Raw genomic sequence first — 15171 nt, forward strand, 5'->3', positions numbered from 1 at the left:
CGATCGCTACCCGCTACGATCAGCTTGCCAATAGCTTCCTCGGCATGGTCCATATCGCCACAGCCAGATACTGGCTCAAATTTGTCCACGCCGCCTAGTTCATGCTCAGCGGCGGCACAAATTCGATGCTTTTGAATGTGCGGTGGCCGGGGAAATTCTGCTTACGAAAGTCAGTGTAGACGGCGTGGAAGACATTTCGTTGCACGACTATCAAGACAAGGTTGGCCAGGTAGTTGCGGGAAGCAGTTAATGTCAGGCGTTCCACGATGCAGCGGACTCCGCCCATATTGGCCCACAGGTCATATCCTTGCGGCCACAACTCACTCGACACCCTCTCAGTTGCGTAGCCCTAGCCCCCGATATCGATCCCATCGGGGGCTAGCTTCGCTTTGCCAGACGCCGAGGCGTCGTCTCAAGGACTTCCTCCGGTATCTCTAAGCGCTGGAATGGCTCATCCGACAGCCTGATTCCGCCGGATTTCCCGGCGAAGTCGAAGCGCCAGCAGCAGGGGGCGTTGTTCTCGCGAACCCATTGGACCATGCGGGGCCACTGATGGATGAGGATTGCCGCTTGCTCGTGTCCGCGAAGCTGCCCCCATCCCTTTTCAGGGAAGAAGCACACAAAACCGTTATCGATAAATGCCACCGCTTCGTGTGGACGATAGGCAATCTTGCAGTCGCCGGAGATGACGATCTTGCCGTTGAAGGTGGCATAGACATCGGCCCAATGTTCATCCCGCGTTTTCGCCGGGACGAACTTGCTAACGTGCAAAAACTCGAATCCTTGGTGCCCGTAGAGGCTGTTTAAGGCCTCGACTAAACGCTCTGAGAGACAGCTATCCAAGGCGACACGAGTTCGAGTCACGCTGCCAGCGCACCCTCCTCATGTTTCAGGAGTTTTTCGAAGCCGACAGCCATGCGAACCTGATCAACTGGGACGTTGAACCAGTCTGCGACCGCCCCGGCGTTCTCTCCTTCGGCGCGCCACGCATCGAATAAAACTCCGGTTGGGATACCTTGCGGCACGACCGGTTGGCCGTATGCCACCATGGGATCAATGACGACCTCGGGAAATTCAATCTGGCGTGGACGCCATTCAGACGCCATCTCCGTTTCCGGATCAAATGTCAGGCCACGGGCTAGAGAGCCTTCAATGAACTCGTTGAACTCGTAATTTTTGTCGACGAGGTTCCAGAGCTTTCTATCTCGGTGCTCCTTCGCAACAGGTTTTAAGACCTCTTCGACGACGACCTTCCGCCGATCATCGGTCGGTATAAATAGCACCCCTTGCTTTAACAGAGGCTTGTCTTCTTGAAACTTTTCGCGGGCGACCTCGATGCATCTCCGAAGCGTTTGTGGCTTAACCCCGATATCTCTGAAGTGCTCGACAAATCGGACCTCCATGAGATCTAGAAAACTCATTTCCTGCGCGTCACCGATCGGCTCGTAGTCACGCACCAGAAGAGGCCCAACCTTTCGGCGAGGATACCCGTTGAGCCACCCACGGATGCGCTGAGCGCTGCCCACTTCGATGAGGCGTGCCGCGTCCCTGACCGTGTAGAAGCCGCGAGCAAGTGGATTAAAAGGCGCGTTCATGGCGCAAATCGGGCGGCGGGCAATACTGTGAAGGAAGCCGGGATGCGAAACTTTGCCGCCATTTTGCTCCTCATCATCTAAGCCCATGCGCTCTTGCGGTTGTTAATGGGAAATTCGCTCCGCGCAAGATGCTCAATATCTTTCCGGCCATTGGCTGAAGCTGAACGACAGCGTGGTCTGGCTGGGTCAATCTCATGTTGCATCCATGTTGCATGGACCTGCCGGAACACGGCGTAAATCCAAGGAAAACGGGGAGATTCGGCGCACCTCCAATGTAACACCGAACTAGCTGAATCCAGTTTGCGGAAGTTGCACAAAGCGTTGGAAAATAACAGAAATTCATGGTGCGCCCGACAGGATTCGAACCTGTGGCCCCCAGATTAGGAATCTGGTGCTCTATCCTGCTGAGCTACGGGCGCGCCCGTGTTTCCTTTAGCAGCGCCACACGCGCTGGCAACGCTGATTCAGTTTGCTTCTTCGGGCGGAACGACCGGCACGAGCAGCGGCATGACGGCAACACCCTCGTCGAGCAATTCGCGCGCCTCTTGCGCAGTGGCCTTGCCGTGGATCGGAGCGGCATCCTTTTCGCCGTAATGCATGGCGCGGGCGTCTTCGGCAAAGTTCTTGCCGACCCATGTGGATGATTTGATCGCTTCGGCCTGCATCGCGGCCACGGCTTTCAGCATGGCCACTGCCTCTGCCGGAAGCGGCGGATTGGCCATTGCAACGGGCGCGGCTTCCGGTTTCGGAACAGGTGCGGGCATCTGGTTGCCCTTGCGGCCCACGTTGGGGGCCATCACCGCCTTGATCACCTGCCCCGCCCCGCAGGACGGGCATGTTACCAATCCGCGTGCGCGCTGGTCTTCATAGTCCGCAGACGAGCCGAACCACCCCTCAAAACGATGCCCCAGCGGCTCGCATTGCAGATCGAAGACAATCATGCCGCCGATCTAGGGATTTCGCGCTTATTGGCAAGGCTGGGCAGTTGCCCGCGCACCTCAGCGGTTCGGGCAGGATCGATAAGCGCAAAGCCGAGCGATGCGCCCTCACCTCCATCATGAACCACTTCACCCCATGGATCGACGACGAGCGAATGGCCGTAGGTTTCCCGGCCATCGGCGTGGGAACCACCCTGCGCCGCAGAAATAACCCACGCACTCGCCTCAACAGCGCGCGCACGCTGCATCAGATGCCAGTGCGCCTTACCAGTGGGCACGGTGAATGCCGCCGGGATACGGATCGCATCACAGCGCTGCCGTCCCAGTTCTTCGAACAGCGCCGGAAAGCGCAAATCGTAACAGATGGCCATGCCAAGCCTGCCAACCGGGCAGTCGACCGTCATCACCTGCTCACCCGGCGTATAGGCCGCTGATTCCCGCCACGTTTCGCCCGTCGCCAGATCGACATCGAACATGTGGATCTTGTCATACCGCGCGGCGATCTCGCCATCGGCATCGATCACGAAACCGCGATTGGCCCACTTGCCATCGTCGCGCAGCACCGCCAGCGAACCGAGATCGATCCACAGCCCAAATTCCCGCGCAACCTTGCGCGCCGCGCCAAGTACAGGATTGTCGCCTTCAGCCACGATGTTGGGCGTGGCCCTTGCGCGATCTCTGTCCAGCAAGCCGCACATTTCGGGCGTGAACAGCATTGCCGCGCCCGCATCCGCCGCCTTGCGCGCCGCTCCGACGATAGCTTCAGCATTTGCCTGCGGATCGATGCCGCTGGTCATCTGAAACAGCGCAACCTTCACCGGTTCGCGCCGCGCGTCCTGCGTCACAGGCCCAGCATCATATCCAGCTTGCCCTGCGCATTCAACGCAGCAAGCTGATCTGACCCACCGACGTGCATTCCGTCGATAAAGATCGACGGCACCGTCAAGTGGTTCGGCGCACGCTCCAGCATTTCAGCCTTTTTCGGACCGCCCATAGTCACGTCGAATTCATCATAAGCGACACCCTTGCTATCGAGCAGCTGCTTGGCACGCGCGCAATAGGGGCAACCCCACTTCGTATATATCTCAACTTTGGGCTTGTCCGACATGATCACCTCTGGGGACTTGAAAAGCGGTTTTCGCTAACACACATGGATTTTCGTGTCATGCGCCGCAAGGCGGGCATGGCCGTAAAACCGCTGATACGAGCGCCGGGTTCCGGGCTCGTAAAAGCAAGTGCAGATTGCTCATTAGAGGACTGTTGCCATGAACCGTTTCGATTTTTCGCCCTATCGCCGCACTACCGTGGGTTTTGATCGCCTGTTCGACCTGCTCGAACGCCAGGCCCGCGCCAATGCCGGTGACAACTATCCCCCGTTCAACATCGAACGCAGCGGCGATGAATCCTATCGCATCACGCTGGCTGTCGCCGGTTTCAAGGCCGAGGATATCGACATTACCGCGCAGCAAAACCTGCTCGTGGTTAAAGGGCAGAAGCCCGAGCCGAGCGACCGCGAGTACCTGCACGTCGGCATCGCCAACCGCGGGTTCGAACGCCGCTTTGAACTGGCGGATTTCGTCCGCGTCGAAGCAGCCGATCTCGCCGACGGCCTGCTGACCATCGATCTGGTGCGCGAAGTGCCCGAAGCGATGAAGCCCAAGAAGGTGCTGATCGGCGCGCAGAACACTCTGAAGGTGATCGAAGGCGATAACACCGTCGCCGCCTGATCTGGTGCAATGCAATTCGAAGGGCGGATCGCAAGGTCCGCCCTTTTTTACCAAGCCTCAGCCACGTCGATCAGCGCATCGCGGTCAAGGATCGTCACCCGGCCACCCTTCAACGCGACCATGCCGTTTTCCGCCCATGCAGAAAGCTGACGGTTGATCTGTTCGCGTGACATGCCTGCAAAGTTGCCCAGCTCCCCCTGACTGAGCGCGATCTTGAGCTGGTTTTCGTTGCCAACACCCTCCCCCATCATCAGCCGCAGCAGGAAGCGGGCGAGGCGCGGGCCAGAGGTATAAGCGCGATCCGCCTCAATCACAGCATTGTTCTGCCGCAGCCTGCGCGCCATTGCCTTGAGCAGACGCAGGGCCAGTCCCTTGTGCTTTTCGATGATGTCGGAAAACGCACCGTGCGTGAGGATCAGCGCCTCGACCGGATCAATCGCCTCGACCGTTGCCGTGCGTTCCCCACCATCGAGAAAGGCGATTTCCCCAAGAACATGGCCCGGCTCGGCATAATCGAGGATAATTTCGCGCCCGTTGGCCGCCACCATGCTGACACGGGCAAGGCCTTTTAGCACGATGAACAGCGTGCGGCCTTCCTCGCCTTGATTCATCAAGACTTGTCCGGGCTTGAACGAGCGGGTTTGTCCACGGGCGATAACGTCCGAAAGCTCGGCTTCCTCGCAATCCGCGAAAAGGCTTTGCGCCGTCAGTGCCTCAGCCAGCTTTGCCGCGTCCATCACACCGTCCCCTGAATACTCGCGGCTGCAAATAATCAGGGAATGTCGCTATTGACCAGTGATTTTGCACACGTTCAGACGAGACGGGCCTGTTTCACTGCGGCAGCAATGAAGCCTGCGAACAGCGGATGCGGTTCAAAGGGGCGGCTTTTCAGTTCAGGATGGAACTGCACGCCGATGAACCAAGGATGGTCGGGCCGTTCGACGATTTCCGGCAACAGACCATCGGGCGACATGCCGGAGAACACCAGCCCGCCCTTTTCGAGCCGCTCCTTGTAGGCGACGTTTACTTCGTAGCGATGGCGATGCCGCTCGCTGATCTCGGTCGCGCCATAGACGTTGGCGACGTGGCTGTTGCCCGCAAGCTGCGCCTGATAGGCACCCAGCCGCATCGTGCCGCCCAGATCGCCACCTTCGGAACGCTTCTCAAGGCCTTCGGACGTCATCCATTCGGTGATGATGCCCACTACCGGTTCGTCGGTCGGTCCGAACTCGGTCGACGAAGCATTGGCAATACCCGCCGTGTTGCGCGCGCCTTCGATGCAGGCCATCTGCATCCCAAGGCAGATGCCGAAGAACGGCACCCCACGTTCGCGCGCAAACCGCACCGAGGCAATCTTGCCCTCGGTCCCGCGTTCACCGAACCCACCGGGCACCAGAATGCCATGCATCGGTTCAAGCGCAGCGGCGATTTCAGCATCGTCCTTTTCGAACAGTTCCGCGTCCAGCCACTGGATGCGCACTCTAACGCGATTCGCCATGCCGCCGTGAACCAGCGCTTCATTCAACGATTTGTAGGCATCCTGCAGGCCGACATATTTGCCCACCACGCCGATGGTAACTTCACCTTCGGGGTTCTGGTGTCGGTCAACGATATCGTCCCAGCGTTTCAGATCGGGCGAAGGCGCACTCAGGCCGAAATGGCGCAGCACTTCACTGTCGAGTCCCTCGGCGTGATACTGCAACGGAACGGCATAGATGCTTGAAGCGTCGAGCGCCGGGATCACTGCAGATTTGCGCACGTTGCAGAACTGGGCGATTTTCGCGCGCTCGCTTTCGGGCAGCGGCTTTTCGCAGCGGCACAGCAGAATGTCGGGCTGAATGCCAAGTCCGGTCAGTTCGCGCACCGAATGCTGAGTCGGCTTTGTCTTCAGCTCACCCGCCGCCGCGATATAGGGCACCAGCGTTACGTGGACAAAGCAGGTTTCGTCGCGCATCTCGTTGTGCAACTGGCGCAGCGCTTCGATGAAGGGCAGGCCTTCGATGTCGCCCACGGTGCCGCCGATTTCGCACAGCACGAAGTCCAGGTCTTCGGTTTCGGCCTGCGCGAAGTCCTTGATCGCATCGGTCACGTGCGGGATGACCTGCACGGTCGCGCCAAGGTAATCGCCGCGCCGCTCCTTGGCGATGATATCGCGATAGATACGGCCCGACGTGATGTTGTCTGCTTGCCGCGCCGAAACGCCAGTGAAGCGTTCATAGTGCCCAAGGTCGAGGTCAGTCTCGGCCCCGTCGTCGGTCACATAGACTTCGCCGTGCTGATAGGGGCTCATCGTCCCCGGATCGACGTTCAGATAGGGGTCGAATTTGCGAATGCGCACGCGAAATCCGCGCGCCTGCAACAGAGCCGCGAGGCTCGCTGCCATGAGTCCTTTGCCGAGCGAGGAAACCACGCCGCCGGTGATAAATATGTACCGCGCCATGGGAGTCGGGCCTTAGCGTCAGAGGTTGCAATTGCGCAAGCGGTTGCTGGTGTAATCTTCACCGCAATCCACAAGCATGGTGTAATCGGCATTGACCCAACGCAAAAGCAAAGCCGCCCCGCAACCTTATCGGAAGCGGGCCGACTGCGATTGCGGTTGGAAAACGCCTTACTGAGCGGCAGCGCCACCCAGCGGATCGTTGGCCGGAGCCGCAGCACCAGAAGGTGCCGCAGCAGGCTGGCCACCCTGTGCCGGAGCAAGCGGATCGGCCGCAGGCGCGTTCTGCACGGGCGCGACACGCTCAAGCGAGGTGTCGATTTCGCGGCTCGACGTTGTGCCAACGGCCAACGCCGCCAGCGTCACGCTGAGCACCACGAAAGCCGTTGCCAGAATCGTCGTCATCCGCGTCATGAAATCAGCCGCGCCGCGGGCAGACATGAACCCGGCAGGGCTTCCGCCGACGCCAAGGCCGCCGCCTTCGGACTTCTGCATCAGGATCACCACGACGAGCAGCGCCGCGACAATCGCCTGAACAACGGTGAGGAAAATGAACAGCGACATGAATCTCTACCCTTGGCGCGAAATCGCGCAGGAATTTCCGGCCATGTAAGCGCGGGAACGCTGCGGCGCAAGCCACGGCATTCCCCGTCGATCAGGCTTCCCCGGTTCCGGCAGCCGCAACGATTGGCAGAAACGCTTCCGCAGTCAGGCTCGCGCCACCCACCAAGGCACCGCTAACGCCCTCTGCCGCCAGCAGTTCGGCAGCGTTTCCAGCGTTCACCGAGCCGCCATAAAGGATGCGCACTTTGGCCCCGGATTCGCCATAGAGCGCCAGCAACCGCCCACGGATCGCCGCGTGCATCGCAACCACATCGCATACGGCAGCCACACGCCCCGTGCCGATTGCCCAGACCGGCTCATACGCCACGGCAACCTTGCCCGCTGCAACCGCATCGGATGCCACGTCTGCAGCAGGAAGCGAATGATCCACCTGCCCGGCCACGACCGCTTCCGCCTTGCCAGCGTCGCGCTCTTCCAATGTTTCACCTACGCAGACGATGATGCCAAGCCCGGCCGCAAGCGCGGCTTCAGCCTTGGCCTTCACCACCGCATCGCTTTCCGCGTGATCCTTGCGCCGTTCGCTGTGGCCGACGATCACCACATCTGCACCTGTATCGACCAGCATGGCGGCCGAAACATCGCCCGTATGCGCGCCCTTGGTCTGCGCATGGCAATCCTGCCCGCCCACACCCATCGCCGTCACCGCCTCGCGCAGCGCACCGATCAGCGTGAACGGTGGGGCAAGCGCCACCTGAACGTCGGGATAGCGCGCCGCCGCCCGGTCAATCGCGCGGGCTTCAGCCAGCATGGCGCGGCTCCCGTTCATCTTCCAGTTGCCAACGATATATGGACGATGCGGCATGATCAGCCCGTTCCCCTGATTTTCCCTGTAAGGTCCATTCGATTTGGATCGAATTTTCCTGAGTCGTCGGGCGGCTATCAAACCCTGACTGATTCTGCAAAACGCCTGATCGCATAAATCCGCAATAGTGACAGGCTATTGTGCCGCGCGGCACGCCGCAGCAGGCTGCGCACGCCCCATTGCGGGATTTGCGTTTGGCTCCTAAGGCATCCCGCAAATTGCCATTTGGTGCCTTGCTGCGTGCAGTAGCTGCGCCTTAGTAAAAGAGACGAACACCCGCCAATGCTCGGCTTCTTCCGCTCCATGCTCAAATCCCGCATCGGCGCTGCCGTTGCGCTTGTCTTCCTCGGTTTGATCGCGCTGGCCTTTGCCAGCGCCGATGTCACAGGCAGCGGCTTTGGCGGCATCGCCGGAGGGGACCGCGCGGCCAAGGTCGGGGCGAGCCGTGTCGGCACCGCCGAACTCGGCAAGGCACTGACCAACGCCTTCGAACAGGAACGCCAGCGCCAGCCCGGCCTGACGATGCAGCAGTTCCTCGATGCAGGCGGCATGGAAACCGTGCTCACCGGCCTTACCGATCGCCTCGCCATTGCGGAATGGGGCAAGCGCCACGGGATGGTTTCCAGCAACCGTCTGGTCGATAGCGAAATCGTCAAGGTTCCGGCATTTCAGGGCGTCGATGGCAAATTCAGCCAGACCACGTATGAGCAACTCCTCGCCCAGCGCGGGTTGACCGACAAGGAAGTGCGCCAGGATCTGGGTCAGGGCCTGATCGCGCGCCAGTTGCTGCTGCCTGCCGCTTTCGGCGCGCAGATGGCCGATGAAGCGGTGCAGCGCTATGCCGCGCTGCTGACGGAAAAGCGCGTTGGCTCCATCGCCATGATCCCGTCGCTTGCTTTCGCCCCGGCCTCGCCGCCCGATGCAAATACGCTCAGCGCGTTCTACAACGCCAACAAGGGCCGCTACATGCAGCCCGAACGGCGCACGATCCGCTATCTCGTGGTCGATGAAGCCAGCCTCAAGACGGTGCCTGCACCCACCGAGGCGGAAATCGCCAATCGCTACAAGCAGAACTCGGCGGTCTATGCCGCGTCGGAACAGCGCACTGTAACCCAAGTCATCGTGCCCACCGAAGCTGCGGCCAAGGCGCTCGCCGCGGAAGTCCGCAGCAACGGCGCGCTGGATGCCGCAGCCCGCGCCAAGGGCCTCGTCCCCAGCAAGCTTGAAAACCAGACGCGCGATACACTGGCCAACCAGACGGCAAAGGCCGTGGCCGACGCAGCCTTCGCCGCCGCGCAAGGCAGTGTCGCCACACCGGCAAAGTCGGCCATCGGCTGGCACGTGGTGAAGGTCGATGCGATCAAGCGCAACGCGGGCAAAACGCTTGATCAGGCCCGCCCTGAAATCGTCACCGCACTCACGCTGGAAAAGCGCCGCGCCGCGCTGTCCGATCTGGCTGCGCAGGCCGAGCAGGAAATCGACGGCGGCACCGGCCTTGCCGATATCGCCAAGACGCTGAATCTCACTGTTGCCACCACCCCGGCGCTGACCGCCGATGGCAGCGTCTATGGTAAGCAGGGTGAAAAGGTCGCCGCCGACCTCGCCCCGCTGGTGCAGGCCGCGTTTGCGATGGAGCGTGAAGGCGAAGCACAGCTTGCCGAACTCAAAGCCGGTGAAAAGTTCGCGATCTTCGATGTCGGCCAGCTTACCGCCGCTACGCCCGCTCCGCTCGATCAGATCAAAGCCACCGTCGGCCGCGATTGGGCGGTCGAGCAAGGCTCCGCCAAGGCCAAGGCCGCTGCCGACAAGATTCTCGCCGCGCTCAACAAGGGCACGCCGATGGCCGAAGCGCTGAAAGCAGCAGGCGTTGCCCTGCCCGCGCCACAGGCGGTCGATCTGCCCCGCGCTGCGCTCAACCAGATGCAGGGTCAGGTTCCCGCACCGCTGGCCCTCCTCTTCGCGATGGCCAAGGGCAGCAACAAGCGCCTCGAAGGCCCGAACGGCCAAGGCTGGTATCTCGTCTCGCTGAAAGACATCGTGATCGGCAACGTAAAGCGCGGCGATCAGGTTTTTGCCCAGGCCGCCCGCTCGTTTGCGGCTGACAGCGGCGATGAATACGCCCAGCAGTTGCGCACCGCCATCCGCAAGGACATCGGCGTCGAACGCAACGCTGCGGGTATCAAGGCCGTGCGCGACCAGTTGACCGGCGCAAACGCCCAGTAAGACCATGCAGTAAGATCATGAACACGCTCACCGCCGAACCGACAACCGCGCTGCCTGAAAACCACGGCCCCGCGCTCGCCCAGCTTTCCGCCGGAAAGCCAGCGCTGGTCTGGCGCAAGCTGATCGTGGACACTGAAACGCCGGTGGGCGCAGCGCTCAAGCTGATGGAAAGCGGGCGCGGCGATTTCCTGCTCGAATCCGTGCAGGGCGGCGAAGTGCGTGGGCGCTACAGCCTGCTCGGCATTGATCCCGATCTCGTCTTCCGCGCCACCGGTGCCAGCGCCGAAATCAATCGCATCTGGCGGCATGACAAGGCCGCCTTTGCCCCGCTACCCGGCGATGCCCTTGCCGAACTGCGCGCCCTCGTCTCCGCCTGCCGGATCGACGTGCCCGCCGCTCTGCCCCCGGCACTTGCCTGTCTGGTCGGCTATTTCGGCTACGAAACCATCGGCTTGGTCGAAAACCTCCCCCGGCCCGCGCAAAGCGATCTTGTCCTGCCCGACATGTTGTTCACCCGCCCCACCGTGGTGCTGGTGTTTGATCGCCTGTCTGACGAACTCTTCGCCATCGCGCCCGTATGGGCCGAAGGCGGCGCACCCGAACATCTGCTCGAAGCCGCTGCCGAACGCATCGACAACGCCTTGCGCAAACTGGCTGATCCGGTTCCCGCCGAAACGCGCCTTGCGCAAAGCGTGGACGTCACCCCGCAACCGGTCATGCCCGCGTCGAACTATGCCAGCATGGTCACCCGCGCGAAGGACTATATCGAGGCCGGAGACATCTTTCAGGTCGTCCTCGCCCAGCGCTTCACCGCACCGTTCCCGCTGCCGCCCATCGCGCTCTACCGGTCCTTGCGCCGCATCAACCCCTCGCCCTTCCTCTATTTCCTCGACATGCCGGGCTTCGCGCTCACCGGCTCCAGCCCGGAAATCCTCGTCCGCATTCGTGACGGCGAAGTCACCATCCGCCCCATCGCTGGCACCCGCCCGCGCGGCAAGACGCCGGAGGAAGACCGCGCCAACGAACTGAGCTTGCTCGACGATCCCAAGGAACGCGCCGAACACCTGATGCTGCTCGACCTTGGCCGCAACGATGTGGGCCGCGTGGCCAAGGCAGGCACGGTCAAAGTCACCGAAAGCTACACCGTCGAACGCTACAGCCACGTCATGCACATCGTCTCGAACGTGGTCGGCCAACTCGACACAACCCGTGCTGACAGCGTGGACGCCCTCTTCGCCGGTTTCCCGGCAGGCACCGTCAGCGGCGCCCCCAAGGTCCGCGCGTGTGAAATCATCGCGGAACTCGAACCCGAAACCCGCGGTGCCTATGCTGGCGGCGTCGGCTATTTCGCCCCCGATGGCTCGGTCGATAGCTGCATCGTCCTGCGCACCGGCGTAATCAAGGACGGCGTCCTCCACGCGCAGGCGGGCGCAGGCATCGTGGCAGACAGCAACCCCGAATACGAACAGCGCGAATGCGAATTGAAAAGCGGCGCTCTGTTCGCCGCCGCCCGCGAAGCCGTCCGTGTCGCCACAGAACCGAAGTTTGGCCAATGATCCTCGTCATCGACAACTACGACAGCTTCACCTGGAACCTCGTCCATTACCTGATGGAAATGGGTGCGGAGGTTGAAGTCGTGCGCAACGATGCGCTCACGGCGGAACAGGCGATCAAGACCGGTGCGCAAGGGTTTCTGCTCTCGCCCGGTCCCTGCACGCCCAACGAGGCAGGCATCAGCCTCGATCTCGTCGGCGCGGCGGCGGATGCCAAGCTGCCGCTGCTGGGTGTGTGCCTCGGCCACCAGTCCATCGGCCAGTATTTCGGCGGCAGAGTCGTGCGCGGCGGTTTGATGCACGGCAAGACCAGCCCCGTCACGCACGATGGCACCGGCGTGTTCGAAGGCCTGCCCAGCCCCTTCATCGCCACCCGCTATCACTCGCTGATCGTGACCGACATTCCGACTTGTCTCGCGGTCAACGCGCAGTCCGATGACACGCACGTCATGGGCTTCCGCCACACGTCGTTGCCGATCCACGGCGTGCAGTTCCACCCGGAAAGCATCGCCACCGAACACGGCCACGCGATGGTCGCGAACTTCCTCAAGATTTGCGGCATCAAGACCAACCCGCTGCCTGCATGAGCCTGCCTGACTTAACCCACGCGCTAGAGGAAGTAGAAGCCGAACAGGCCTTCGCCGCGATCCTTGACGGAACCGTGCCGGACGATGCCATCGTGCAGTTCCTCATCGCACTGTCCGACCGGGGCGAGACGGCATCGGAAATCGCCGGCGCCGCCCGCGCGATGCGCGCACGCATGATCCCGGTCAGTGCGCCCGCCAATGCCATCGACGTTTGCGGCACCGGCGGCGACGGGCACCACACGCTCAACGTCTCCACCGCCGTCAGCCTCGTCGTCGCGGCCTGTGGCGTGCCTGTGGCCAAGCACGGCAACCGCGCTGCCAGTTCCAAGGCTGGCGCTGCCGACACACTCGAAGCGCTCGGCCTCAACCTTGATCGCGCAGTGGAAACCGCTCAGGAAACGCTGAACGATCTGGGTATCTGCTTCCTCTTCGCCGCCCGCCACCATCCGTCGATGGGCCGCATCATGCCCATCCGCAAGGCATTGGGCCGCCGCACCATCTTCAACCTGATGGGGCCGCTGGCCAACCCTGCGAACGTCCGCCGCCAGCTCGTCGGCATCGCGCGCCCCGCTTACGTCCCAATCTATGCCGAAGCGATCCGCCGCCTCGGCACGGACCACAGCATGGTCATTTCGGGCGACGAAGGGCTGGACGAACTCAGCCTCGCCGGTGGCAACGAATTGGCCGAAGTACGCGATGGCGAAGTGTTGATGCGCCGCGTCACCCCGCAAGACGCAGGCCTTCCGACGGCCCCTGTCGAAGCGCTGCGCGGCGGTGACGCTGCCTACAACGCCGCCGCCCTGCGCGCCCTGCTTCAGGGCGAGGAAGGCCCCTATCGCAACGCCGTCCTGTTCAACGCCGCCGCCGCGCTGATCGTGGCGGGAGAGGTGAAGGACTGGCACGAAGGCGTCGAAGAAGCTGCCGAGGCCCTCGACAAGGGCCTCGCCAACGCGCTGCTGAACTGCTGGATCGCAGCGCTACGTTGATCTTTCGACAAGCTCAGGACGAGCGGGTCGCAGAAAACTGGCTTAAAACACCGCTCGTCCTGAGCTTGTCGAAGGACCGGTTTCAACGCTAAGGCACGCCCGATGACCGACAAGCTCACCGAAATCTGCGATACCAAGCGCACCGAAGTCGCCGCTCGCAAGGCCGCGGTTCCCGTCAGCGAACTCGCCGCCCGCGCCAGCGAGCAGAGCGCGCCGCGCGGCTTCGAGGCCGCTCTCCGGGCCAAAGCCGCCACCGGCTATGCCCTGATTGCCGAAATCAAGAAGGCCAGCCCTTCCAAGGGCCTGATCCGCCCCGATTTTCACCCCGCCGCCCACGCCCGCGCCTATCAGGCCGGTGGAGCCGCCTGCCTCTCGATCCTCACGGACGCCCCCTATTTTCAGGGGCACGAGGATTACCTGATCGAAGCCCGCGCCGCCTGCACGCTGCCGGTGATCCGCAAGGATTTCATGGTCGATCCCTGGCAGTGCCTTGAAGCGCGCGCCATCGGGGCCGACGCCATCCTGATCATTGCCGCCGCGCTATCGGACAGCCAGATGGCCGAAATCGAAGCCGCCGCCCGCGAACAGGGCATGGACGCGCTCGTCGAAGTCCACAACGAAGCGGAAATGGAGCGCGCCGCGCGCCTCCAATCCCGCCTGATCGGCGTCAACAACCGCGATCTGAAGCGCTTCGTCACCGATCTCGGCACAACCGAACGCCTCGCCCCCCTCGCCCCTGAAGGCACGCTGCTCGTGGCCGAAAGCGGCATAAACACCCACGCCGACCTGCTCCGCCTCGAAAAATGCGGCGCGCGCACCTTCCTGGTGGGCGAAAGCCTGATGCGGCAGGCGGATGTTGAGGCGGCGACGCGGGAACTGTTGCAGGGCTGAAACGGATCGGCGCCGCCTCAGGCAGCCTTTGCCGCCCCGAAGATGCGGATGCTGCGCCGACCGGTGTTATCCTTGGCTACTTCAAAGCCGTCGCATCGGCTGAAGACCTGCCCCCAATTCGAACCGCCGTGCTCGCTGGCACCGATGCCACGTTTACCCAGCGTGCAGCCGAGCGTCTGGAGGGAAACCCACCCTTCCTTGCCCGCAAGGCGACCGATTTCCTGAAGAATTGCTGGCCAATTCGGTCCTGTGGCATTAGTTGGCACAGATACGATGGCCTTTGCCTGTGGAGGCTGTGGCACCGCAGCCGTGACAACCTGTTCAGCCTCCGCTTTCACCTCGAAAAATTTGGCACAGGTCTGCCGATACTTCTGGTCTGTCTTCTCGGTGCCGAACCCATAGGCGTCAAATCCTTCGGCGCGGCAGAACGATGTCAGCGCAATAAAGTCACGATCGCTCGAAACGATGCACAGCGCGTCACATTTGCCCGTCAGCAAAAATCGCATCGCATCGACCACCAGCGCGATATCGGCAGCATTCTTGCCCGCTTGCGAAGGAGTCACCTGCCGCGCTTCGATAACATTCTGGCGCAGGAACTCTACCCACGGCTTCGCCGCAGGGTTGGTGAAATCTCCATAGGAAAGCTGGATGATCGGCCGCCCCAGCTTAAACACGTGCGGCAGAACTTCGCGCATCAGCGAAGGCTGGATGTTCTCAGCATCGACCAGCAGCGCAATGCGGCGTTTCTCGGCGTCTTGAATCATTGCCACGACAATGCGGGATTGAGGCTAACAAATCCTCAAGAGCC

The 15171-nt window shown here is 62.0% G+C and carries 17 protein-coding genes and 1 tRNA gene; 6 read left to right on the plus strand and 12 right to left on the minus strand.

All coding sequences use genetic code 11. The annotated features are described in order from the left end of the window. Positions 1-94: 94 nt before the first annotated feature. From HGI47_RS11095 to grxC, 7 genes are all read right to left on the minus strand, one after another. A complete protein-coding gene (locus HGI47_RS11095; protein WP_168852843.1) occupies positions 95-265 on the minus strand; it encodes a hypothetical protein in 171 nt (56 codons plus the stop codon). Between the two features lie 113 nt (positions 266-378). After that, on the minus strand, positions 379-864 hold the full coding sequence (locus HGI47_RS11100) for a hypothetical protein (protein WP_168852844.1): 486 nt from the start codon (positions 862-864) through the stop codon (positions 379-381). Beyond that, on the minus strand, positions 861-1682 hold the full coding sequence (locus HGI47_RS11105; RefSeq protein ID WP_168852845.1) for a hypothetical protein: 822 nt from the start codon (positions 1680-1682) through the stop codon (positions 861-863). The genes HGI47_RS11100 and HGI47_RS11105 overlap by 4 nt, the downstream gene beginning before the upstream one ends. Positions 1683-1937: 255 nt before the next feature. Further along, positions 1938-2014 (minus strand) — tRNA-Arg (locus tag HGI47_RS11110). Between the two features lie 45 nt (positions 2015-2059). After that, positions 2060-2536 carry a DUF1178 family protein gene (locus tag HGI47_RS11115; RefSeq protein ID WP_168852846.1) on the minus strand — a complete coding sequence of 159 codons (477 nt, stop codon included), beginning with the start codon at positions 2534-2536 and terminating at the stop codon, positions 2060-2062. Then, positions 2533-3330 carry a carbon-nitrogen hydrolase family protein gene (locus tag HGI47_RS11120; RefSeq protein WP_206066151.1) on the minus strand — a complete coding sequence of 266 codons (798 nt, stop codon included), beginning with the start codon at positions 3328-3330 and terminating at the stop codon, positions 2533-2535. The genes HGI47_RS11115 and HGI47_RS11120 overlap by 4 nt, the downstream gene beginning before the upstream one ends. Before the next feature lie 44 nt (positions 3331-3374). Continuing rightward, on the minus strand, positions 3375-3641 hold the full coding sequence (grxC, locus tag HGI47_RS11125) for a glutaredoxin 3 (protein WP_168852848.1): 267 nt from the start codon (positions 3639-3641) through the stop codon (positions 3375-3377). A 157-nt stretch (positions 3642-3798) separates the two neighbouring features. On the opposite strand from grxC, the gene HGI47_RS11130 reads away from it, so the two are divergent. After that, complete coding sequence (locus tag HGI47_RS11130) at positions 3799-4260, plus strand: Hsp20 family protein (protein WP_168852849.1); 462 nt, start codon at positions 3799-3801, stop codon at positions 4258-4260. A gap of 47 nt (positions 4261-4307) precedes the next feature. On the opposite strand, the gene HGI47_RS11135 is transcribed toward HGI47_RS11130, so the two are convergent. From HGI47_RS11135 to tpiA, 4 genes are all read right to left on the minus strand, one after another. Continuing rightward, positions 4308-4997: a Crp/Fnr family transcriptional regulator gene (locus HGI47_RS11135; RefSeq protein WP_168852850.1), complete on the minus strand. Its 690-nt coding sequence runs from the start codon at positions 4995-4997 to the stop codon at positions 4308-4310. Between the two features lie 74 nt (positions 4998-5071). Continuing rightward, positions 5072-6700 (minus strand): CTP synthase, encoded by a 1629-nt coding sequence (locus tag HGI47_RS11140; protein ID WP_168852851.1) that lies wholly within the window; start codon positions 6698-6700, stop codon positions 5072-5074. Positions 6701-6868: 168 nt separating this feature from the next. Beyond that, positions 6869-7255, minus strand: coding sequence for a preprotein translocase subunit SecG (gene secG, locus HGI47_RS11145; protein ID WP_168853016.1), 387 nt, complete (start codon positions 7253-7255; stop codon positions 6869-6871). A 97-nt stretch (positions 7256-7352) separates the two neighbouring features. Further along, positions 7353-8123: a triose-phosphate isomerase gene (gene tpiA, locus HGI47_RS11150; RefSeq protein WP_168852852.1), complete on the minus strand. Its 771-nt coding sequence runs from the start codon at positions 8121-8123 to the stop codon at positions 7353-7355. A gap of 282 nt (positions 8124-8405) precedes the next feature. On the opposite strand from tpiA, the gene HGI47_RS11155 reads away from it, so the two are divergent. The 5 genes from HGI47_RS11155 (at position 8406) to trpC (ending at position 14363) form a co-directional block, all read left to right on the plus strand. Then, on the plus strand, positions 8406-10346 hold the full coding sequence (locus HGI47_RS11155) for a peptidylprolyl isomerase (protein WP_168852853.1): 1941 nt from the start codon (positions 8406-8408) through the stop codon (positions 10344-10346). A gap of 17 nt (positions 10347-10363) precedes the next feature. Beyond that, the gene (locus HGI47_RS11160) at positions 10364-11902 is read left to right on the plus strand and encodes an anthranilate synthase component I family protein (protein ID WP_168852854.1); all 1539 of its coding nucleotides are present in this window, start codon (positions 10364-10366) and stop codon (positions 11900-11902) included. Next, positions 11899-12486, plus strand: a complete 588-nt coding sequence (locus HGI47_RS11165) for an aminodeoxychorismate/anthranilate synthase component II (protein ID WP_168852855.1) — start codon at positions 11899-11901, stop codon at positions 12484-12486. Before HGI47_RS11160 ends, HGI47_RS11165 begins: the two co-directional genes overlap by 4 nt. Next, on the plus strand, positions 12483-13472 hold the full coding sequence (trpD, locus tag HGI47_RS11170) for an anthranilate phosphoribosyltransferase (protein ID WP_168852856.1): 990 nt from the start codon (positions 12483-12485) through the stop codon (positions 13470-13472). The genes HGI47_RS11165 and trpD overlap by 4 nt, the downstream gene beginning before the upstream one ends. Positions 13473-13574: 102 nt before the next feature. Further along, entirely contained in the window at positions 13575-14363 is a 789-nt protein-coding gene (gene trpC, locus HGI47_RS11175) for an indole-3-glycerol phosphate synthase TrpC (RefSeq protein WP_168852857.1), read from the plus strand. A gap of 17 nt (positions 14364-14380) precedes the next feature. Here trpC and HGI47_RS11180 read toward each other — a convergent pair whose 3' ends face one another. Beyond that, complete coding sequence (locus HGI47_RS11180; protein ID WP_240950151.1) at positions 14381-15127, minus strand: NYN domain-containing protein; 747 nt, start codon at positions 15125-15127, stop codon at positions 14381-14383. Positions 15128-15171: the final 44 nt, after the last annotated feature.

The organism is Novosphingobium sp. ERN07, assembly GCF_012641335.1.
GTDB lineage: Bacteria > Pseudomonadota > Alphaproteobacteria > Sphingomonadales > Sphingomonadaceae > Novosphingobium.

Bases quoted from the DNA above. Each gene is read 5' to 3' on its own strand.
- grxC (WP_168852848.1), bottom strand. From the start codon at position 3,641: ATGTCGGACAAGCCCAAAGTTGAGATATATACGAAGTGGGGTTGCCCC.
- HGI47_RS11105 (WP_168852845.1), bottom strand. From the start codon at position 1,682: ATGGGCTTAGATGATGAGGAGCAAAATGGCGGCAAAGTTTCGCATCCC.
- tpiA (WP_168852852.1), bottom strand. From the start codon at position 8,123: ATGCCGCATCGTCCATATATCGTTGGCAACTGGAAGATGAACGGGAGC.
- trpD (WP_168852856.1), top strand. From the start codon at position 12,483: ATGAGCCTGCCTGACTTAACCCACGCGCTAGAGGAAGTAGAAGCCGAA.
- HGI47_RS11165 (WP_168852855.1), top strand. From the start codon at position 11,899: ATGATCCTCGTCATCGACAACTACGACAGCTTCACCTGGAACCTCGTC.
- HGI47_RS11130 (WP_168852849.1), top strand. From the start codon at position 3,799: ATGAACCGTTTCGATTTTTCGCCCTATCGCCGCACTACCGTGGGTTTT.
- HGI47_RS11120 (WP_206066151.1), bottom strand. From the start codon at position 3,330: ATGACCAGCGGCATCGATCCGCAGGCAAATGCTGAAGCTATCGTCGGA.
- HGI47_RS11160 (WP_168852854.1), top strand. From the start codon at position 10,364: ATGAACACGCTCACCGCCGAACCGACAACCGCGCTGCCTGAAAACCAC.
- trpC (WP_168852857.1), top strand. From the start codon at position 13,575: ATGACCGACAAGCTCACCGAAATCTGCGATACCAAGCGCACCGAAGTC.
- HGI47_RS11140 (WP_168852851.1), bottom strand. From the start codon at position 6,700: ATGGCGCGGTACATATTTATCACCGGCGGCGTGGTTTCCTCGCTCGGC.
- HGI47_RS11115 (WP_168852846.1), bottom strand. From the start codon at position 2,536: ATGATTGTCTTCGATCTGCAATGCGAGCCGCTGGGGCATCGTTTTGAG.
- HGI47_RS11180 (WP_240950151.1), bottom strand. From the start codon at position 15,127: ATGATTCAAGACGCCGAGAAACGCCGCATTGCGCTGCTGGTCGATGCT.
- HGI47_RS11155 (WP_168852853.1), top strand. From the start codon at position 8,406: ATGCTCGGCTTCTTCCGCTCCATGCTCAAATCCCGCATCGGCGCTGCC.
- HGI47_RS11135 (WP_168852850.1), bottom strand. From the start codon at position 4,997: ATGGACGCGGCAAAGCTGGCTGAGGCACTGACGGCGCAAAGCCTTTTC.